Annotated in this window: 20 protein-coding genes; 14 read left to right on the top strand and 6 right to left on the bottom strand. The window is 73.4% G+C overall.

Annotation, left to right across the window (positions count from 1 at the left end):
• Positions 1 to 135: 135 nt before the first annotated feature.
• From pstS to pstB, 4 genes are all read left to right on the top strand, one after another.
• Positions 136 to 1,269: a phosphate ABC transporter substrate-binding protein PstS gene (pstS, locus tag ACI79H_RS07455; protein WP_456553745.1), complete on the top strand. Its 1,134-nt coding sequence runs from the start codon at positions 136 to 138 to the stop codon at positions 1,267 to 1,269.
• Between the two features lie 104 nt (positions 1,270 to 1,373).
• Positions 1,374 to 2,327, top strand: coding sequence for a phosphate ABC transporter permease subunit PstC (pstC, locus tag ACI79H_RS07450; protein ID WP_456553744.1), 954 nt, complete (start codon positions 1,374 to 1,376; stop codon positions 2,325 to 2,327).
• Complete coding sequence (gene pstA / locus ACI79H_RS07445) at positions 2,327 to 3,403, top strand: phosphate ABC transporter permease PstA (protein ID WP_456553743.1); 1,077 nt, start codon at positions 2,327 to 2,329, stop codon at positions 3,401 to 3,403. Before pstC ends, pstA begins: the two co-directional genes overlap by 1 nt.
• A 25-nt stretch (positions 3,404 to 3,428) precedes the next feature.
• The gene (gene pstB, locus ACI79H_RS07440; protein ID WP_456553742.1) at positions 3,429 to 4,208 is read left to right on the top strand and encodes a phosphate ABC transporter ATP-binding protein PstB; all 780 of its coding nucleotides are present in this window, start codon (positions 3,429 to 3,431) and stop codon (positions 4,206 to 4,208) included.
• A 15-nt stretch (positions 4,209 to 4,223) separates the two neighbouring features.
• Here the strand turns inward: pstB and ACI79H_RS07435 are convergent, their stop codons facing one another.
• A complete protein-coding gene (locus ACI79H_RS07435; protein ID WP_456553741.1) occupies positions 4,224 to 6,131 on the bottom strand; it encodes an LCP family protein in 1,908 nt (635 codons plus the stop codon).
• A gap of 170 nt (positions 6,132 to 6,301) precedes the next feature.
• Here ACI79H_RS07435 and ACI79H_RS07430 point away from each other — a divergent pair, with 170 nt between their 5' ends.
• Positions 6,302 to 7,183 (top strand): hypothetical protein, encoded by an 882-nt coding sequence (locus ACI79H_RS07430; RefSeq protein ID WP_456553740.1) that lies wholly within the window; start codon positions 6,302 to 6,304, stop codon positions 7,181 to 7,183.
• Positions 7,184 to 7,268: 85 nt separating this feature from the next.
• Positions 7,269 to 9,539 carry an arylsulfatase gene (locus tag ACI79H_RS07425; RefSeq protein ID WP_456553739.1) on the top strand — a complete coding sequence of 757 codons (2,271 nt, stop codon included), beginning with the start codon at positions 7,269 to 7,271 and terminating at the stop codon, positions 9,537 to 9,539.
• Between the two features lie 19 nt (positions 9,540 to 9,558).
• Here ACI79H_RS07425 and ACI79H_RS07420 read toward each other — a convergent pair whose 3' ends face one another.
• Together ACI79H_RS07420 and ACI79H_RS07415 are read right to left on the bottom strand one after the other, a co-directional pair.
• On the bottom strand, positions 9,559 to 10,017 hold the full coding sequence (locus ACI79H_RS07420; RefSeq protein ID WP_456553738.1) for a DUF2795 domain-containing protein: 459 nt from the start codon (positions 10,015 to 10,017) through the stop codon (positions 9,559 to 9,561).
• Between the two features lie 39 nt (positions 10,018 to 10,056).
• Positions 10,057 to 10,266, bottom strand: a complete 210-nt coding sequence (locus ACI79H_RS07415) for a DUF2945 domain-containing protein (protein ID WP_456553737.1) — start codon at positions 10,264 to 10,266, stop codon at positions 10,057 to 10,059.
• Positions 10,267 to 10,572: 306 nt separating this feature from the next.
• On the opposite strand from ACI79H_RS07415, the gene ACI79H_RS07410 reads away from it, so the two are divergent.
• The 6 genes from ACI79H_RS07410 (at position 10,573) to cysD (ending at position 16,150) form a co-directional block, all read left to right on the top strand.
• On the top strand, positions 10,573 to 11,349 hold the full coding sequence (locus ACI79H_RS07410) for a siderophore-interacting protein (RefSeq protein WP_456553736.1): 777 nt from the start codon (positions 10,573 to 10,575) through the stop codon (positions 11,347 to 11,349).
• A 72-nt stretch (positions 11,350 to 11,421) separates the two neighbouring features.
• Entirely contained in the window at positions 11,422 to 12,180 is a 759-nt protein-coding gene (locus ACI79H_RS07405; protein WP_456553735.1) for a response regulator transcription factor, read from the top strand.
• Positions 12,177 to 13,682 (top strand): sensor histidine kinase, encoded by a 1,506-nt coding sequence (locus ACI79H_RS07400; RefSeq protein WP_456553734.1) that lies wholly within the window; start codon positions 12,177 to 12,179, stop codon positions 13,680 to 13,682. The genes ACI79H_RS07405 and ACI79H_RS07400 overlap by 4 nt, the downstream gene beginning before the upstream one ends.
• Before the next feature lie 22 nt (positions 13,683 to 13,704).
• Positions 13,705 to 14,415, top strand: coding sequence for a PaaI family thioesterase (locus ACI79H_RS07395; RefSeq protein ID WP_456553733.1), 711 nt, complete (start codon positions 13,705 to 13,707; stop codon positions 14,413 to 14,415).
• A gap of 4 nt (positions 14,416 to 14,419) precedes the next feature.
• The gene (locus tag ACI79H_RS07390; RefSeq protein ID WP_456553732.1) at positions 14,420 to 15,157 is read left to right on the top strand and encodes an inositol monophosphatase family protein; all 738 of its coding nucleotides are present in this window, start codon (positions 14,420 to 14,422) and stop codon (positions 15,155 to 15,157) included.
• 84 nt (positions 15,158 to 15,241) lie between these two features.
• A complete protein-coding gene (cysD, locus tag ACI79H_RS07385; RefSeq protein ID WP_456553731.1) occupies positions 15,242 to 16,150 on the top strand; it encodes a sulfate adenylyltransferase subunit CysD in 909 nt (302 codons plus the stop codon).
• Here cysD and ACI79H_RS07380 read toward each other — a convergent pair.
• Positions 16,141 to 16,362 (bottom strand): hypothetical protein, encoded by a 222-nt coding sequence (locus tag ACI79H_RS07380; protein WP_456553730.1) that lies wholly within the window; start codon positions 16,360 to 16,362, stop codon positions 16,141 to 16,143. The two genes, cysD and ACI79H_RS07380, sit on opposite strands and share 10 nt — an antisense overlap.
• A 68-nt stretch (positions 16,363 to 16,430) precedes the next feature.
• Here ACI79H_RS07380 and ACI79H_RS07375 point away from each other — a divergent pair, with 68 nt between their 5' ends.
• Positions 16,431 to 17,744, top strand: a complete 1,314-nt coding sequence (locus tag ACI79H_RS07375) for a sulfate adenylyltransferase subunit 1 (RefSeq protein ID WP_456553729.1) — start codon at positions 16,431 to 16,433, stop codon at positions 17,742 to 17,744.
• 54 nt (positions 17,745 to 17,798) lie between these two features.
• On the opposite strand, the gene ACI79H_RS07370 is transcribed toward ACI79H_RS07375, so the two are convergent.
• Positions 17,799 to 17,966, bottom strand: coding sequence for a hypothetical protein (locus ACI79H_RS07370; protein ID WP_456553728.1), 168 nt, complete (start codon positions 17,964 to 17,966; stop codon positions 17,799 to 17,801).
• Positions 17,967 to 18,039: 73 nt separating this feature from the next.
• Positions 18,040 to 18,429 carry an ATP-binding protein gene (locus tag ACI79H_RS07365; RefSeq protein ID WP_456553727.1) on the bottom strand — a complete coding sequence of 130 codons (390 nt, stop codon included), beginning with the start codon at positions 18,427 to 18,429 and terminating at the stop codon, positions 18,040 to 18,042.
• Positions 18,430 to 18,623: 194 nt separating this feature from the next.
• Between ACI79H_RS07365 and ACI79H_RS07360 the strand changes: the two genes are divergently transcribed.
• The gene (locus ACI79H_RS07360) at positions 18,624 to 19,019 is read left to right on the top strand and encodes a hypothetical protein (RefSeq protein ID WP_456553726.1); all 396 of its coding nucleotides are present in this window, start codon (positions 18,624 to 18,626) and stop codon (positions 19,017 to 19,019) included.
• Position 19,020 lies beyond the last annotated feature (1 nt).

The following is a 19,020-nucleotide window of genomic DNA, read 5'->3' as shown; positions in this document are numbered from 1 at the left end:
CGGCTGCCACACCATTGCCCAGACCTCCGCGGGCGTTCACCCGGCGTTCACCGAGGTACCGGGATGCGGCCACTTCAGCTCCCTACCGTCCCCTCTCGCAGGTCACACAACGCTGCCCGGAAACGGTCCGGGCCGATGTCGAGAGGCACTGGGTTGAAGCTCAGCAGCAAGCCCCGCGCGACCGCCCTGGCGCTCGCGCTCTCCGGATCTCTCGCGCTCGCCGCGTGCGGCGCGTCCAACGAGTCCGACTCCGGCGACAGCGGGAACGGCAGCAGCGACGCTGCCGAGCTCAGCGGCGACCTCGTCGGCGCGGGCGCGAGCAGCCAGCAGTCGGCCATGGAGGCCTGGCAGGCAGGCTTCCAGGGCGAGTTCCCCGATGTCCAGTTCAGCTACGACCCGGCTGGTTCGGGCGCGGGCCGGGAGCAGTTCATCGACGGCTCCGCCGACTTCGCCGGCTCGGACGCAGCGCTGGACGAGGAGGAGCTGACCGCCGCGCAGGAGCGCTGCGCGGGGGGTGAGATCTTCGAGCTGCCGAACTACATCTCGCCGATCGCGGTCGTGTTCAACCTCGAGGGCGTCGAGGAGCTGAACCTGACCCCGCAGACGATCGCCGGCATCTTCACCGGCGCCATCACCACCTGGAACGACCCGGCGATCGCCGCCGACAACCCGGACGCCACCCTGCCGGCCACGGCGATCACCCCCGTGCACCGCGCCGACGACTCGGGCACCACGGACAACTTCACCGACTACCTGTCCCAGACGGCCGGTGACGTGTGGACCGCCGAGCCCGACGGCGTCTGGCCGCTGGAGGGCGGCGAGGCCGCCACCGGCACCTCGGGTGTCATCGAGGTCGTGACCGGAACCGCCGGTGCGGTCACGTACGCCGACGCCAGCCGCGCCGGCGACCTCGGCGTGGTGAACGTGGCGGTCGGCGAGGACTTCGTCGCCCCCAGCTCCGAGGCCGCCGCGGCCGTCGTCGAGAACTCCCCGGCCGTCGAGGGTCGCGGCGAGTACGACTTCGCCATCGAGGTGAACCGCGAGACCGAGGGTTCCGGCGAGTACCCGATCGTCCTGGTCAGCTACCACATCGGCTGCATCGAGTACGACGACCAGGAAACCGCGGACAACGTCAAGGCCTTCATGGAGTACGTGATCAGCGAGGAGGGTCAGGCGGCCGCCGCGGAGAACGCCGGCAACGCCGAGATCTCCGACTCGCTGCGCGAGCAGGCGCAGGGCGCGGTCGACGCCATCACCGCCGCCGGCTGACACCGGCGCGCCGCGGTGGCCCGGGACGTCCTGACGGCGTCCCGGGCCATCGCACCGCCCGGAACCGGGCACATGCACACTCAGACGACATCCACGGAGTAGCGGTGACCGCCACGAAGGCCCCGACCGAACGCCCGGTGAAGCAGGGCGCAGTGCGCCGCCCGGGCGACCGCATCTTCGCCGGCAGCGCCAAGGGCTCCGGCATCTTCATCCTGGTCGTCCTGGCGGGGGTCGCCGCCTTCCTCATCAGTGAAGCCATCCCCGCACTGACCGCCCCCGCGGAGGACATCCCCGGCGGTGAGGGACTGGCCAGCTACATCGGGCCCCTCATCCTCGGCACGCTGCTGGGCGCGGTGATCGCGCTCGTCGTCGCCACACCGCTCGCCGTCGGCATCGCCCTGTTCGTCACGTACTACGCCCCGCGGCGGATCGCCGCCGCGCTGGGCTACGTGATCGACCTCCTGGCTGCGATCCCCAGCGTCGTCTACGGCTTCTGGGGGCTGGCCGTCATGGCGCCCGCGCTCGTCCCGTTCCACGAGTGGGCGGCCGACAACCTGGGCTTCCTCCCGTTCTTCGCCGGTCCGGCATCGGCCAGCGGCCGGACCATGCTCACCGTCGGCCTGGTGCTCGGCGTCATGATCCTGCCGATCATCTCCGCCATCGCCCGCGAGGTGTTCAGCCAGGCGCCGGCGCTGCACCGGGAGGCCGCGCTCGCCCTGGGGGCCACCCGCTGGGAGATGATCCGGATGGCGGTGCTGCCCTACGGCAAGTCCGGCGTCATCGCCGGCGCGATGCTGGGCCTCGGCCGGGCGCTGGGCGAGACGATGGCGGTGGCGATCATCCTCTCCGGCGGCGCAGGTGCCACGGTCAACCTGATCAGCAGCTCCAACCCCTCGACGATCGCGTCGAACATCGCGCTGCGGTTCCCCGAGGCCACCGGTATCGGGGTCAACACGCTCATCGCCAGCGGCCTGGTGCTGTTCGTCATCACCCTCGCCGTCAACATGATCGCCCGGTGGATCGTGAACCGGCGCGCCGACTTCTCCGGAGCCAACTGATGAGCACCGCCACGCAGTCCGCGCCCGAGACCGCTGTCCCGCAGGAGCCCGTCCGCGTCGAGCGGCGGCTGCCGCGGCCGGCCGTCCTCGGGCTCTACCTGGCCGGCATGGCCCTCGGGGCCGGGCTCTCGGCGCTCACCGGGTTCTCCGTGACCTCGACCGTCGTCTACGGCGTCATCCTCGGGACGCTGGCGGTCTACGTCGCCTCCCGGGCCGTCGAGGGGCGCCGCAAGGGCACGGACCGGCTGGTGACCTGCCTGGTCACGACCGCCTTCGGCATCGCCATGGTCCCGCTGGTGTCGCTGGTCTGGACCGTGCTCAGCAGGGGCCTCGCGCGGCTGGACGGCGACTTCTTCTCGATGTCGATGTTCCGGGTGGTCGGCGAGGGCGGCGGTGCCTACCACGCCATCCTCGGCACGGTCATCATCACGCTGCTGGCGACGGCGATCTCGGTGCCGATCGGCCTGCTGACCGCCATCTACCTGGTGGAGTACGGGACCGGCCGGCTCAAGCGCGGCATCACCTTCTTCGTCGACGTGATGACCGGGATCCCCTCGATCGTGGCCGGTCTCTTCGCCTTCGCTCTCTTCACGCTGCTCTTCGGCAACGACTTCCGCGCCGGCGTGATGGGCGCGGTGGCCCTGTCGGTGCTGATGATCCCGGTCGTCGTCCGGTCCTGCGAGGAGGTGCTCAAGCTCGTCCCGAACGAGCTGCGGGAGGCCAGCTTCGCGCTCGGTGTCCCGAAGTGGCGCACGGTGGTCAAGGTCGTGCTGCCGACGGCGATCGCCGGGCTGGGCACCGGCGTCACCCTGGCGATCGCGCGCGTCGTGGGCGAGACGGCCCCGCTGCTCATCACCGTCGGCCTCATCACCGGCACCAACCTGAACCCGTTCGACGGGCGCATGGCGACCCTGCCGGTCTTCGCCTTCTACCAGCTCACCCAGCCGGGCACCGCCACCCAGGCCTTCCTGGACCGGGCCTGGACGGCAGCCCTCGTCCTCATCATCCTGGTCATGGCGCTCAACGTGGTCGCCCGCCTGATCAGTCGTTTCTTCGCTCCCAAGACCGGTCGCTGACCGGCCCCGCTCAGGAGGACAACACGTGGCCAAGCGCATCGAGGTCTCCGACCTCAACATCTACTACGGCAACTTCCTGGCCGTCGAGGGCGTCAACATCTCCATCGAGCCGCGCAGCATCACGGCGCTCATCGGTCCCTCGGGCTGCGGGAAGTCGACCTTCCTGCGCTCGCTGAACCGGATGCACGAGGTGCTGCCCGGTGCCCGGGTCGAGGGCAAGGTCGTCATGGACGGCCAGGACCTCTACGGCGCCGACGTCGACCCGGTCAACGTGCGCCGGCAGATCGGCATGGTCTTCCAGCGGCCCAACCCGTTCCCGACGATGTCCATCTACGACAACGTCATCGCCGGCAACCGGCTGAACAACAACAAGATGAAGAAGTCCGAGAGCGACGACCTGGTCGAGAAGTCACTCAAGGGCGCCAACCTCTGGAACGAGGTGAAGGACCGGCTCGACCGCCCCGGCTCCAGCCTCTCCGGCGGACAGCAGCAGCGGCTGTGCATCGCGCGCGCGATCGCGGTGGAGCCCGACGTGCTGCTCATGGACGAGCCGTGCTCGGCGCTGGACCCGATCTCCACGCTGGCCATCGAGGACCTCATGGCCGAGCTGAAGGAGCGGTTCACCATCGTGATCGTCACGCACAACATGCAGCAGGCGGCCCGCGTGAGCGAGTCCACCGGCTTCTTCAACCTCAACGGGGTGGGACAGCCGGGCCGGCTCATCGAGTTCAACCCCACGGAGAAGATCTTCAGCAACCCGGACCAGAAGGCCACCGAGGACTACATCTCCGGCCGCTTCGGCTGATCCCGGCAGCCGGGGTCAGCCGCAGCTGACGGTCGCGGCCTGCGGCTCCGCTGCCTGCGTCGCCGCCGCGTCGTCCGCCGGCGGCTCGGGTGCCGCGGCCGCGGGCGGCGCGACGGCGACGACGCCGGTGTAGCCGGGACCGACGATGAGCTGCACGGTGTCGCCGATCGCGTCGCTGGCCTGCAGGACCGAGCCCGGGACGGCGGCGGCGACGGTCCGGGCCTGGGCGACCATGCCCGGACCGTGGCGGACGACGGACTGGCTCACCGTGCCCTCCGCGTTGCCCACCTCCCCGACCAGGAAGCCCAGGCCGCCCAGCTCGCGGTGGACCGTCGTGGCGAGCCCCTGGGTCCCGGTGCCGTTGAGCACGTCGAGGGACACCTCGCCCGGGGCCAGGAGGGCGGTGCTCGGATCGGCGATCGGTGCCGGCTCGCCGGCGACCTCCTCCCCCGGCTGCGCGACCGTCTCGTCCTCGGCGAGGAAGCCCTCCGGCAGCCGGCTCCCGTCGATGACGGAGTCGAACAGCGACCGGGTCCCCGCGCCGTCGAGCAGGACGTAGGACTCCTCGCTCCCGGCCGGCACGTGCCCGACCTGGGCGACCGGGAGGCCGGTGCGCGCCACGGCGTCACCGGAGACGTCGCCGATGGAGGTGGCCAGCGTCCGCAGGTCACCGAGGGTGGTCTGCTCGTCGACGGTCAGGGCGTCGGCGGCCCGGCTGAGGAACCGGGTGAGGGTGACCGGGTCGAGGACGTTGTCCCGCGCCATCGCCGCGCGCAGGGTCGAGGTGAGCAGCCGCTGGGCGCGCTCGGCGACCGCCGTGCCGGTGACGTCGGTGCCCTCCCCGGCGGGGCGCAGGTAGCCCGCGGCCGTCTCGGCGGTGAGCTCCGAGGCGCCGGGCGGCGGGGGCACCGCCGCCGCGGCCGTCGCGCGCGAGGGCACGACGCACATCGGCACGCCGCCGAGGACGTCGACCATCCCGGGGAGGCGGGCCAGGTCGACGCCGAGGTAGTGGTCGACCTGCACCCCCGAGAGCTGCTGCACCGCGCGCACCATGCAGGACGGCCCGCCGTCGAGCAGCGAGCGGGCGAAGGCCTCGGTCGTCGGGGCCCGCAGCTCACCGTCGGCGGTGCGGCACTCCGGGGTGTCGACGAGCGCGGTGGGCGGGAAGCCGACCAGCACGGCCCGCTCACCGTCCTCGGAGACCGAGGCCAGCAGCGTCGCCACCGATGAGGGGCCCTCCTGGTCGGGGACGCCGGTGCCGACGACGAGGTAGGTCTCCGACGTCTCCTGCAGCTGCGCGGCGAGGATCTCGGGTCCGTCGGTGGCGAGGGCGTCGACGCGGCCGATCTTCTGGTCGACGTAGAAGTAGAGCCCCAGGTGGTAGAGCACCACCAGGCCGAGCACGGCGGACAGCGCGATCGCGGCGCGCACCGCCCGGCGGCGGCCGGGCGTGGAGGGGCGGGAGGGCGCGCGCGGGGGTCGCCGTCGGCCGTTCCCCGCGGCGCTCGTGCCGGGGAGCGGGGGCACCGTGCCCGGCAGCGGCGGGATGGGCCCGCTGCGGCGTGACGGCCGCCGCTCGGGCTGCCACCCGGCCGGCGACCCGGGAGCCGGTGGGCGCGGTGGTCGCGGAGCGGCGCCGGGGACGGGCGGCAGACCGGCCTGCGGCGAGGGCGGCGGTGTCGTCGTCCCGCCCGGCACGGGCGGCAGACCGTCGCGGACACCCGGGGGTGGGACGGCCGGCGCGGCGGGGATCTCACCCGAGCGGCGCGCGGCCCGGCGCCCCCGGGCGGTGCTGCCCGACCGGGACAGCAGCTGCTCGACGGTCAGCGGCTCGGCGGGGTCGCGGCGGCGCCGGGAGCCGTCGGGGACGCCGCGACTGCGCGCGTCGTCGGCCCTCGGCTCGTCCCCCACCGGTGTCGGCACCCTCTGTCCGTGGTTCTCCTGGTCCCGCACCCGGAGGCGGGAGCCCTCCACGATACGGCCGCCGGCCGCCCCGCCCGGCCGACGCGCGCAACACCCGCTCCCTGGTCCGGCAACACCGGATCGTGGGCGACCGGGTGTGAGGCGGGCCGCACGTGCGTAGCGTGCGGGAAGTGAGACTGCCTTCGCTGCCCGGTCCCTCCGACGTCGTCGCCGTGGTGACCGGAGCACGTGACGGGGTGGCCGAGGCGCTCGCCCTCGTCCCCCGGGCCGCGGACGCGCTCGCCCAGGTCGAGCAGCTCCTCGGCCGGGTGTCGGGGCTGCTGGACCGCGTCGAGGGCGTCGCGAACCGCGCGGACGCCCTCATCGCGGGCGTCGAGCAGACCAACACCGAGGCCGCGTCCGCCATCGCGGCGGTCGGACGGACCAATGACCAGGCAGACGCCGCCATCGCGGCGGTCGGGCGCACGAACGACAAGGCCGACGCCGCCATCGAGGCCGTCGGGCAGACCAACACCAAGGCCGACCGGGCGATCGAGGCCGTGGGGCAGACCAACGACAAGGCCGACAGCGCCATCGAGGCCGTCGGGCAGACCAACGACAAGGCCGACGCCGCGATCGAGGCGGTCGGGCGCACGAACTCGAGGGCGGACGAGGCGATCGCTGGTGTGGAGCGGACCTCCGACCGCGCCGACGCCCTGGTCGAGCGGGCCGAGGGCATGGTCGGCCGGGTCGAGCCGATGCTCGACGAGTACGTGCCAGCCCTCACCGCGCTGGCGCCGTCGGTCCGCCGGCTGGCGGCGAGCCTCGAGCCGCACGAGGTCGAGGCGATGGTCACCCTCGTCGACCGGCTGCCGCAGCTGATCACGCACCTCGACGAGGACATCCTCCCGGTGCTGGAGTCCCTCGGGGACGTGGGCACCGACGTGCACGCCCTCGTCGACACGGTGCAGGACCTGCGCCAGGTCGTGAAGGGCTTCCCGGGCTCCCGGCTCTTCCGCCGCCGCGGAGCGGAGGAGATCGCGGAGGAGCAGGCCCGGGAGGAGCCGGGCTGATCCCTCCCGCTCCACCGCCTCCCCGACGGGACGGCGAGCGGCGGAGGCCCCTGGACAGGGGCGTGATCGCTGGTAGCGTCCGCCCATGCCGGCACCCGAGGGGCCTCCGCAGAGGATCGGCGCGACCATCGCCGACTCGGAGCCGCACTGGCCGGAACCCGTGCGCCCGCCCGGCGGGCGGACGAACGTGCTGGTCGTGCTGCTCGACGACGTCGGCTTCGGCGACTTCGGGTGCTACGGCTCGGAGATCGCCACCCCGGTCATCGACCGGTTCGCCGGGGACGGCGTGCGGTACACCGGCTTCCACACCACCGCGATGTGCTCGACGACCCGCTCGGCGTTGCTGACCGGCCGGAACCACCACGACGTCGGGATGGGCTGCCTGGCGAACTTCGACTCGGGCTTCCCCGGCTACCGGGGCAAGATCGCTGCCGACGCACCGACCCTGGCGGAGATCCTCCGCCAGCACGGCTACCGCAACTACATGGTCGGCAAGTGGCACTGCACGCCGCTGACCGAGACCGGCCCGACCGGGCCGTTCGACGGCTGGCCGCTGGGCCGCGGGTTCGACCGCTTCTACGGCTTCCTCGACGCGGAGACCGACCAGTACTCACCCGAGCTGGTCCAGGACAACAGCCACGTCGCGGCCCCCGGCACCTACGAGACCGGCTACCACCTGACCGAGGACCTCGTCGACCACGCCATCACCTACGTCACCAGCCACGAGGCGGCGACGCCGGACGCGCCCTGGCACATGCTGCTCGCACCCGGCGCCTGCCACGCCCCGCACCAGGCGCCCCGGGATCTGATCGACCACTACGCGGCGGTGTTCGCCAAGGGCTGGGACCGGACCCGGAGCGACCGGCTGGCCGAGCAGATCCGGCTGGGCGTCGTCCCGCCCGGGACCGTGCTCCCCGATCGGAACCCCGGCGTCCTCGCGTGGGCCGAGCACAGCGCCGACGAGCAGCGCCTCTTCGCCCGCCTGATGGGGGCCTACGGGGCCATGCTCGCGCACTTCGACCAGCACCTCGGCCGGCTCGTGGACGTGCTGGAGGCGACCGGCCAGCTGGAGGACACGCTCGTGCTGATCACCTCGGACAACGGTGCCAGCCAGGAAGGCGGGCCCTTGGGGTTCGTCAACGCCATGGGCCCTTTCAACATGGTGGCCGAACCGCTCGAGCAGAAGCTCGCCCGCCTCGAGGACATCGGCGGACCGGACACCCACTCGAACTTCCCGCACGGCTGGGCGATGGCGGCCAACACCCCCCTGAAGCGCTACAAGCAGAACACCCACGGCGGCGGCGTCCGCGACGGCCTGATCGTCTCGGGACCCGACCGGCTGGTCGCGCCGGCGCAGGCGGGGACCCTGCGGCACCAGTTCTGCCACGTCTCCGACCTGGCGCCCACCGTGCTGGACCTGCTCGGGATCCCGTCCCCCGAGGCCATGACCGGCGTCAGCTTCGCCGGCACCCTCGACCGCCCGGACGCCCGCACCGGCAAGACCGTGCAGTACTTCGAGATGTTCGGCCACCGCGGGATCTGGCAGGACGGCTGGAAGGCCGTCGCGTACCACGCGCCGGGCACCGCGTTCGAGAGCGACCGCTGGGAGCTCTACGACCTCTCGACCGACATGAACGAGGTCCGGGACCTCGCCGCCGAGCAGCCGGAGCGGCTCGCCGCCCTGCAGGCCTGCTGGTGGGAGCAGGCGGCGGCCAACAAGGTGCTGCCGCTGGACGACCGCTTCGGCGAGAGGTTCGCCGAGAACGCCGCCCGGCACGCCGGGGACCGCACGCGGTTCACCTTCTGGTCGGGCATGGGGCACGTCCCCAGCGACGTCGCGCCGGACCTGCGCAGCCGGAGCTACCGCATCACCGCGCACGTCAACCCCACGGGATCGCTCGGCGCGGCCGACGGCGTGCTGATTGCGCACGGCGACGCGACGTCGGGCTACTCGCTGTTCGTCCGCGACGGGCACCTGGTGCACGACCTCAACATCGGCGGGACCCACCAGCTCGTCACGTCCGACCGGCCCGTCCCGCCGGGCGCCACCACCCTCGGCTTCGCCTTGGAGCGGCGCGGCGAGGGCCCGTTCCCGCACGGCACGGGAACCCTGCTCATCGACGGGGAACCCGCAGGCCGGATGGAGACCGACCAGATCTTCTGGCTGACGATCTCCTGGTCGGGCCTCGACATCGGCCTCGACCGCGGCACCACGGTGGCCGACTACGACGGAACCGGCCGGCACATGGGTCCCAACGCCTATACCGGGCACCTCGTCCGCGTCACGGTGGACCTCGTGACGGACCAGGACGTCGACCACGACGGGGCGGGCACCGCCGGTCTCGCGCGGGAGTGACGGTGCCCGCTGCCGCGGGTCAGCCCTCGGTCGCCCCCGGCCCGGGGCCGGTCTCGGTCGGGTAGCCCAGGGCGCGGACGACATCGCCGATGCGCTCGTAGGTCTCGCCGTCGGGGAGCCGCTCCAGCTCGGCGACCACGGCGTCCGGCGCGCGGTGGTCGAGCGCCGCCTCGACCAGGTCCGGCCCGGTGCTCGGGAAGTCCGCACGGTCCAGCCAGCGGGCCAGCTCCGCCCGCGCGACGACGGCGTCGGCGTCCATGCCCACCGGCGTCCCGCCGACCAGCGTGCCGGTCGGGTCCGCGGTCAGGTCCGGCTCGCCCTCGGCGACCGGCTCGACCTCGCGCCACTCCTCGGAGCGGGTGGCCCGCTCCGCCTTGAGCATGCCCTGGACCTCGTGCTCGAGCTCCTCGTCGACCCGAGGGCTGTGCTTGGTGCTGCGCGCGCTCACGCCGGCGAAGGTGTCTCCGGACTCGGTCACGTCGTCTCCTGTCTGCTGCTCCGGCGGGTGCCGGTCGGGTCAGTCCTTGTCGAGCGCGGAGGGCTTGTGGACGGCGGTGCCGCCGCTCTTCTCGCTCTCCACCTCGTACTGCGGGTCGTCCTCGCTGGCGCGCACGGTGCGCCCGGACGCCTCGGTGTCGGAGGTGATCTTCCGTTTCACGGTCCCCTCGGCCGTGCCCCCGTGGCTCTTCCAGGTGACGTGGTCACCTTTCGTGAAGTCGTCGGCCATGCCGGCTCCTCGCTCGTGGACGGTGTGGGTCCCCCCTGCCCCCGGCAGCGCCGGCACACACATCGCACCGGGCACCCGCATCGATCACCCGTTCGGGAGCCGGTCTCACCCGTGCGGGCGCTGGCAGGGACCATCCGGTGACCTAGCGTGGTCCTCGACGCCGAGCAGCACCTCCGCCGAGCGGGACGAGGCCGTGGTCCCGTCACCGTCCGTGAGGTCGCTCCGTCCGCGACGCCGGCCCGGTCGACCCCATTCCCCCGGGGACGGCCGGGCCGGCCCCGCGCTGCGGCGCACTAACCTCCGGTCGTGACCTCCCCCGACGGACTCCGCGCAGCCGACGTCCTCACCGTCACCGCGGTCACCGACGTCACCCCGTCGGTCCGCCGGGTGCTCCTGACCGGCAGCCCGGACGCCGTCGCCGCGGCCGGTCCGACGGTCAACCTGCTCGTGCCGCGCGTGGGTGACGCCGAGCCGCGGTGGCCGCGCATCCAGCGCGACGGCCGCATCGTCTGGCCCGAGGGCAGCCACGGGATCGCGCTGCGCAGCTACACCGCCCGCCGTCAGGACCCGGCCGTCGGGGAGCTGGAGATCGACTTCGTGCTGCACGGCGACGGGCCGGCCGCGGCGTGGGCCGCCGCGGCGCGCCCCGGTGCGCTGCTCGCCGTGGCCGGCGCGGCGTCGCTGGCCGAGCGCCCGGCCGCGTGGCTGCTGCTGGTCGGCGACGAGACGGCGCTGCCGGCGATCAGCCGGCTGCTGGCCGCGGCGGCGCCCGGGACGACGGGGGTCGCCTACCTGGAGGTGGCCGGCCCCGAGGAGGAGCAGCCGCTCGCCGGGCCGCCCGGGATCGCCGTGCACTGGCTGCACCGCGACGGCACCCCGCCGGGCGAGAGCACGCTGCTGGTCGACGCGGTCGCCGCCCTGGACCGACCGGCCGGCGACGATGTCTTCGCCTGGGTCGGTGCGGAGTCGGCCGCCGTCCGGGCCATCCGGGCCGACCTGCGCGGCCGCTGGGGGCTGGGCCGGGCGCAGCACCACGCGATCGGCTACTGGCGCCGCGGCCGCGCCATGGCCCCCGCCGGCTGACGGCGGGCACGTGCAGGGAGTTCACAGGTAGCGTCCAGTGCAGCGGCAGCCGTGGACCGCAGGCTCGAGGACATGACGACGGCACCCGCTCGTTCCACCGGAGGTTCCGTGGCCGGCAACCCGCAGACCCGCGCGCCCGAGGCGCGGCTGCTCGTGGTGGACGACGAGCCCAACATCCGCGAGCTCCTCTCCGCCAGCCTGCGCTACGCGGGCTTCGAGGTCGCCACCGCCGCCGACGGCCAGCAGGCGCTCGCCCTGGCCACGTCGTTCCGCCCCGACCTGCTCGTGCTCGACGTGATGATGCCGGGGCTCGACGGGTTCGGCGTGGTCCGCCGGCTGCGCGAGTCCGGCCGCCGCACCCCGGTGCTGTTCCTCACCGCCCGGGACGCCGCGGAGGACAAGGTGTCGGGCCTGACGCTCGGCGGCGACGACTACGTGACCAAGCCCTTCAGCCTCGACGAGGTGATCGCCCGCATCCGCGCGGTCCTGCGGCGCACCACCGGCCCCCAGCAGGCGGCCGAGGCGCCGCGGCTCACCTTCGCCGACATCGAGCTCGACGAGGAGAGCCACGAGGTCATCAAGGCGGGCGCGGTGATCAGCCTGTCGCCGACGGAGTTCAAGCTGCTCCGCTACCTCATGGCCAACGCCGGGCGGGTGCTGTCCAAGGCGCAGATCCTCGACCACGTGTGGAACTACGACTTCAACGGCGAGGCCAACGTCGTGGAGTCCTACATCTCCTACCTGCGCCGCAAGATCGACACCACCGAGCCGCGCCTCCTGCACACCATCCGGGGGGTGGGCTACACGCTCCGGCTGCCGCGGGGGGCATGACCGCTCCGTCACCCGCACCCACCGGCCCGCGCGTCCCGCTGCGGGTCACCCTCGTCGCGCTGCTGGTCGCGCTGGTCGCTGTGGCGCTCCTGGCCACCGGGTTCGCCACGACCTCCCTGCTGCGGGACTACCTGCAGGAGCAGCAGGACGCGGGCCTGCGCTCGACCGTCAAGCAGGCCGACCGCGAGGTGTTCGGGGCCTGCCTGGACGGGGAGTACCGCACGGCCCCGGGAGTCCCGTACGCCGGCTGCCTCCCTCCTGGAGCGCCGCGCATGGTGGACTTCCAGGGTCCCGAGGACCAGGACAGCATCCCGGAGATCGACCCCGGCCGCGTGGCCGCCGGCGAGTTCTCCTACCAGCCGATGACCGTGCGCGCGGACGACGGCACGAGCTGGCGGGTGATGAGCGGCCAGCTGCCCGAGGGGTACACGCTCGTCGTCGGATTCGACCTCGAGGCCGACCAGAAGGCCATCAGCCGGTTGGTCGCCATCGAGGCCGTCGTCGGGTTCGTCGTCCTGACGATGCTCGGCATCGCCGGCTACCTGCTGGTCCGCAACAGCCTCCGCCCGCTGGCCGAGGTGGAGCGCACCGCGCAGGCGATCGCGGCCGGGGACCTCTCCCAGCGCGTCCCCGAGGGCGACCAGCGCACCGAGGTGGGCCGGCTGTCCACCGCGCTCAACGGCATGCTGGCGCGCATCGAGAGCGCCTTCCGCGCGCAGCAGGCCTCCGAGGCGGAGGCCCGCCGGTCGGAGGAGAAGATGCGCCGGTTCGTCGGCGACGCCAGCCACGAGCTGCGCACCCCGCTGACCTCGATCCGCGGATTCGCCGAGCTGTACCGGCAGGGCGCGGTCCAGTCCGACGAGGACCTCCGCCGTCTCATGGGCCGGATCGAGGCGGAGGGGGCCCGCATGGGCGGCCTCGTCGAGGACCTGCTGACGCTGGCCCGCCTCGACCAGCGCCGGCCCCTCACCATCCAGCCCGTCGACCTCGCCGCCATCGCCGGGGACGCGGTCCACGACGCCCGCGCCGTCCAGCCCGACCGGCCGATCGCGCTGCACCTGGACGAGTCGCTCACCGACGTCCCCGTCGTCCTCGGTGACGAGGGCCGGCTGCGCCAGGTGGTGGGCAACCTGGTCACCAACGCGCTGACCCACACGCCGCCGGACGCGCGCATCACCGTCGCCATCGCCGAGGACGCCGCGGCCGACGTGCTCCTGCTCCGGGTCACCGACGAGGGCCCGGGCATGGCCGCCGACGACGCGGCGCGCGCCTTCGAGCGCTTCTACCGGGCCGACTCGTCCCGCACCCGGGGCGGCGAGGGCGCCGAGGCGGGCGGCACCGGGCTGGGGCTGGCCATCGCGTCGTCCCTGGTCGCGGCGCACGGCGGCACCATCGACCTGGACACCGCGCCCGGGCGCGGGGCGTCCTTCACCGTCCGCCTGCGCCGCACCGGTCCTCCGGACCCGGGAACGGGGAGCGGGACCGGCGACCAGCCGGGCTGACGCCGCCTGTCACCATTCCGGCGTGACTTCGGACGACATCGCTCCCGCTCCCGACGCGGAGCTGCTGACCGCGACGACGGACCTGGGCGACGCCCTCCGCGAGCTGATCGAGGCCTCGGTGACCACCACCGCGGCCACGGGCGACGTCGCCGCGGCGGCCGAGCTGGTGCGCGCGGCGACCGCCCGGATCAGCGGCCCGTGGCGGCCGGCGTCCGAGCTGCCCCGGCTCGACGACCCGTCGAACGGGCGCCGGGTCTTCAACCCGGTCACCGGCATCGCGCACCCGCTGGCGCCCCCGCTGGTCGTGCGACCCGAGGGCGACGGCGTCGTCGCCGAGATCACCCTGGGGCTGGCCTACGAGGGCCCGCCGAGCTTCGTGCACGGCGGCATGAGCGCGCTGTTCATGGACCAGATGCTGGGCAGCGCCGCCGGTGCCGCCGGCCTGTGGGGCATGACCGCCCACCTGGAGCTGGACTACCGCGGCCCGCTGCCGCTGCAGCAGGCGCTGCTGCTCCGTGCCCGGGTCGAGTCCCACGAGGGCCGCAAGGCGTTCATCACCGGCACCATCGCGCTGGCCGCCGCGCCGGAGAAGGTGCTCGTCGAGGCCCGCGGCCTGTTCGTCATGCCGCGCCCCGAGAAGCAGGCGGCCTACTTCGGCGCGATCACCGACGCGAGCGGCCGGCACGCCCCGCCGCGCCGTCCCGGTGACGCGACCGCGCTGCAGCGGGGCTGAGCCGGTGGACGACGTCGCCGTCGCCGTACGCGCCGCGCAGGCGGCCGCCGAGGTGCTGCTCGCCCTGCGGGCGGACGGGGAGCTGACCGGTCGCGCCCTCGGGGACGCCGGGGACGCCGCGGCCCAGCGGGCGATCAGCGGGGTGCTCGCCGCCGAGCGCCCGGACGACGCCGTCCTCAGCGAGGAGGCCGCCGACGACGCACGGCGGCTGACCGCCGACCGGGTGTGGATCGTCGACCCGCTCGACGGCACGCGCGAGTACGGCGAGGCGGGCCGCACCGACTGGGCGGTGCACGTCGCGCTGTGGGCGGGCGGCGAGCTGTCGTCGTCCGCGGTCGCCCTGCCGGGCCTGGGCGAGGTGCTCGTGACCGATCCGGCGCCGGCCCTGCCTGCCCGGGGTGGCGGACCGGTCCGCATCGCGGTGAGCCGCACCCGCCCGCCGGCCGAGGCCGACGCCGTCGCCCGGGCGCTCGAGGGCGAGCTCGTGCCGATGGGCTCGGCCGGCTACAAGGTGCTCGCGGTGGTGCGCGGCGAGGTCGACGCCTACGTGCACTCGGGCGGGATGTACCAGTGGGACTCCGCGGCGCCGGTCGCGGTGGCGCGCGCCGCCGGGCTGGTCACGTGCCGGATCGACGGCACACCGCTGGTCTACAACGCAGCCGAGCTCTCCCTGCCCGACCTGGTCGTCTGCCGTCCGGAGCTGGTCGAGCCCATCCTGGCTGCGGTGCGCGCGGGGCGATAGCGGACACTGGAGGGGAATCCGCACCGATCCGATGGGGTTGGTGCCCTGGAAGAGCCTGCCCCCGAACCTCCGGAGCTCCCCCACGTGACCACGCCTGACTACCGGCTGAGCCAGCTGGAGACGTTGGAGGCCGAGTCCATCCACGTGATCCGCGAGGTCGTCGCGGAGCTCGAACGGCCGGTGCTGCTCTTCTCCGGCGGCAAGGACTCCATCGTGATGCTGGAGCTGGCCCGCAAGGCCTTCGCGCCGGCCCGCATCCCCTTCCCCGTGATGCACGTGGACACGGGCCTGAACTTCCCCGACGTCCTCGAGTTCCGGGACAAGCGGGTGGCCGAGCTCGGCGTGCAGCTGGTCGTGGCCTCGGTTCCCGACGCGATCGCCGCCGGCACGGTCAAGGAGGAGCCCAACGGCTCCCGCAACCGGATCCAGACCCCCGTGCTGCTCGACGCGGTCGAGGAGCACGGCTTCACCGCCCTGTTCGGCGGCGCCCGGCGCGACGAGGACAAGGCCCGCGCCAAGGAGCGGATGTTCTCCTTCCGCGACGAGTTCGGCCAGTGGGACCCGAAGAACCAGCGGCCCGAGCTGTGGGACCTCTACAACGGCCGGATCCACCTCGGCGAGTCGATCCGCGTCTTCCCGCTGTCGAACTGGACCGAGCTCGACATCTGGCAGTACATCCTCCGCGAGGAGATCGCGATCCCCGCGCTGTACCTCGCGCAGGAGCGGGAGGTCGTCGAGCGGCAGGGGATGCTCTACGCGGTCAACGAGTTCATCCGGCCGCGCGAGGGCGAGCAGGTGCGCCGCGAGACCGTCCGCTACCGCACCGTCGGCGACGCGAACCTGACCGCGGCGGTCCCGTCCCGGGCGACCACGGTCGAGGAGGTCATCGCCGAGATCGCGGTGACCCGGATGACCGAGCGCGGCGCCACCCGCGGCGACGACAAGGTCAGCGACGCCGCCATGGAGGACCGCAAGAAGGAGGGCTACTTCTGATGCGCCCGCCGACGGCTGCGCCGCCGGAGCACGACCACGACGCGCACCGCGACGGCCAGGAGCAGCAGCCCCGTCGTCCAGCCGACGCGCTCGGCCACCACCGGCGACGTCGTCCCGAACAGGTCGGTCACCCAGGCGCCCACGGCGTAGCCGACGACGTAGCCCAGGACGACGACCAGCAGCGCGGGCGCCGCCACCGCGAACACGAACATGCGCACCTCTCCCGGGGTCCGCGCCCCAGGGTGCGCCGCCCCGCCGCCCGCCGCCAGGAGATCGCCCGATGACCCCCGTCGAAGAGCCCGTGGACCTGCACTCCGCCGCCGCCGAGCAGGCGCACGACATCGCGCTCGCCCGCAAGGACATCCTGCGGATCGCCACCGCCGGCTCGGTCGACGACGGCAAGAGCACGCTGATCGGCCGGCTGCTGTACGACAGCAAGGCGGTGTTCGAGGACCAGTACGAGGCGGTCGAGCGGGCCAGCAAGGGCGACTACGTCGACCTCGCGCTGCTCACCGACGGCCTGCGCGCCGAGCGCGAGCAGGGCATCACCATCGACGTCGCCTACCGGTACTTCAGCACCCCGCGGCGCACCTTCATCCTGGCCGACACCCCCGGCCACGTGCAGTACACCCGCAACATGGTCACCGGCGCCTCGACCGCCGACCTGGCCATCGTGCTGGTGGACGCGCGCAAGGGCATGCTCGAGCAGAGCCGGCGGCACGCCTTCCTCGCCTCGCTGCTGCGGGTGCCGCACCTGGTGGTCGCGGTGAACAAGATGGACCTCGTCGACTGGTCCGAGGCCGCCTACGAGGCGATCCGCGAGGAGTTCACCGCCTTCGCCGCGAAGCTGGACATCCCCGACCTGACCGTCGTACCCATCTCCGCGCTCAACGGCGACAACGTGGTCACCCGGTCGGAGAACACGCCCTGGTACGGCGGGCCCTCGCTGCTGCACCACCTGGAGCACGTGCACGTGGCCAGCGACCGCAACCTCGTGGACACCCGGTTCCCGGTGCAGTACGTGATCCGGCCGCAGTCCGACGCCCACCACGACTACCGCGGCTACGCCGGCCGGGTGGCCAGCGGCGTGCTGCGCACGGGCGACGAGGTGCAGGTCCTGCCCAGCGGCCTGACGACGACGATCGCCGGCATCGACGGCCCGCGCGGTCCGGTGGACGAGGCGTTCCCGCCCATGTCGGTGACCGTGCGGCTGGCCGACGACCTCGACGTCTCCCGCGGCGACCTGGTCTGCCGCCCGGCGAACGCCCCGCGGGCCACGCAGGACCTCGACGCGCTGGTCTGCTGGATGACCGACCAGCCGCTGCGCCCCCGGCAGCGGCTGGCGATCAAGCACACGACGCGCTCGGTGCGGGCGGTGGTGAAGGACGTCGCCTACCGGCTCGACGTCAACACGCTGCACCGCGACCAGGCCGCCGGCGAGCTGGGGCTCAACGACATCGGCCGGGTGCAGCTGCGCACCACGCAGCCGCTGTTCGTCGACGACTACGCGCGCAACCGGGCGACGGGGCGGTTCATCATCGTCGACGAGGCGACCAACGCGACCGTCGGCGCCGGGATGCTGGTCGCGCCCTGAACGACGACGGTCCCGGCTCCCCGAGGGGGGAGCCGGGACCGCGTGCGTCCGGTCTCAGGCCTCGTCGGTCGGAGCGGGGGCCTCGGCGGCCTCCCCGTTCCAGTCCTTGCCCGCCACGTCGGCGTTCTCCGAGGCGCTGTCGGTCTGCCCGGCGACCGTCTCGATCATCTCCTCGTCGGAGAGACCCTCGCCCGCGGCCTGGCTGCTGTTCGGCTCGCTCATCGCCGTCCTTCCTCTCGGTCGTCTTCCCCCGAACCCCTCCCCGATCAGCGCCGACGGCAAACCAGCCTCCCGGTCACATCCCCGGCAGGCGGAGCTCGAACCACACGCGCTTGCCGCCGAGGTGGTCCTCGACACCCCAGCGGTCGGCGATCTGCTGGACCATCCGCATGCCCCTGCCGCGCGGTCGGTCCGTCGACAGCTCCCGCACGACGGGCCGCACCGCGGACCCGTCCACGACGGCTATGCGCAGCCAGTCCTCGCCGGCGGTGACCTCGACGGTGAGCTCCGCCTCGCCCTCGACGTGGTCGACGACGTTGGTGACCAGTTCGGTGAGCAGCAGTGCGCCGTCCTCCTGGTCGTGCGGGACGGCCCACGCCCGCATGAGCTCCAGCAGCACGTGGCGGGCGACGCGCACGCTCCCGGCGGTCGGCGGCAGGTCGAAGCTGGCGTTGCGGCTGGACATGGAGTTCCGATCTGCGGCGAGGTCGTGGCCCGGGGGCGCTCCCCGACGACTGCGTTGCGCACAACAAACCACGTCCGGGCCCGTGAGCGCAAGGCCCGTTGCATGTCAGACCCGTTGCGTCGCAATGCTGGTTGCATGCAACACCTATTCACTTTGGTAGTGTGCGACGCATCCCACCCAGGAACGGAGGGGTTGTGCCCGCCGACGCACACCACGACAAGGCCCCCGACGTGGCCGAGCAGGCTCTCGCCGACCTCGTCACCGAGCTCGACCGGTGCGTCGACGAGCTCGTGCAGTCCCGGGCCCGTGCGGAGACGCTGCTGCGGCGGCGGCGAGGCGGCGAGCCGTGGCTCGAGATCGTGACCGCCGAGTCCCGCCCGTTGATCGTCGAGCGCATCTCGACCGTGCTGGCGGCCCTCTCCGCGGCAGGCCACACCTGGCGGCGGGAGCAGGCCGCCGCCCTGCAGGCGGAGCAGATCAGCATCAACCGGATCGCCGCCCTCTTCGGCGTCACCCGGCAACGCATCTCGGCCCTGCTGCGGGAGACCGACCAGAGGGCCCAGGAGGACCAGGCGGACCCGGCCCGCTGAG

The organism is Blastococcus sp. SYSU D01042 (assembly GCF_054050515.1).
Note: the sequence above shows the minus strand (reverse complement) of the source record. Positions and strands in the feature narration are given on the sequence as shown.

Bases quoted from the DNA above. Each gene is read 5' to 3' on its own strand.
- pstS (WP_456553745.1), top strand. From the start codon at position 136: ATGTCGAGAGGCACTGGGTTGAAGCTCAGCAGCAAGCCCCGCGCGACC.
- pstA (WP_456553743.1), top strand. From the start codon at position 2,327: ATGAGCACCGCCACGCAGTCCGCGCCCGAGACCGCTGTCCCGCAGGAG.
- ACI79H_RS07425 (WP_456553739.1), top strand. From the start codon at position 7,269: ATGCCGGCACCCGAGGGGCCTCCGCAGAGGATCGGCGCGACCATCGCC.
- ACI79H_RS07415 (WP_456553737.1), bottom strand. From the start codon at position 10,266: ATGGCCGACGACTTCACGAAAGGTGACCACGTCACCTGGAAGAGCCAC.
- ACI79H_RS07405 (WP_456553735.1), top strand. From the start codon at position 11,422: ATGACGACGGCACCCGCTCGTTCCACCGGAGGTTCCGTGGCCGGCAAC.
- ACI79H_RS07400 (WP_456553734.1), top strand. From the start codon at position 12,177: ATGACCGCTCCGTCACCCGCACCCACCGGCCCGCGCGTCCCGCTGCGG.
- ACI79H_RS07380 (WP_456553730.1), bottom strand. From the start codon at position 16,362: ATGTTCGTGTTCGCGGTGGCGGCGCCCGCGCTGCTGGTCGTCGTCCTG.
- ACI79H_RS07375 (WP_456553729.1), top strand. From the start codon at position 16,431: ATGACCCCCGTCGAAGAGCCCGTGGACCTGCACTCCGCCGCCGCCGAG.
- ACI79H_RS07370 (WP_456553728.1), bottom strand. From the start codon at position 17,966: ATGAGCGAGCCGAACAGCAGCCAGGCCGCGGGCGAGGGTCTCTCCGAC.
- ACI79H_RS07365 (WP_456553727.1), bottom strand. From the start codon at position 18,429: ATGTCCAGCCGCAACGCCAGCTTCGACCTGCCGCCGACCGCCGGGAGC.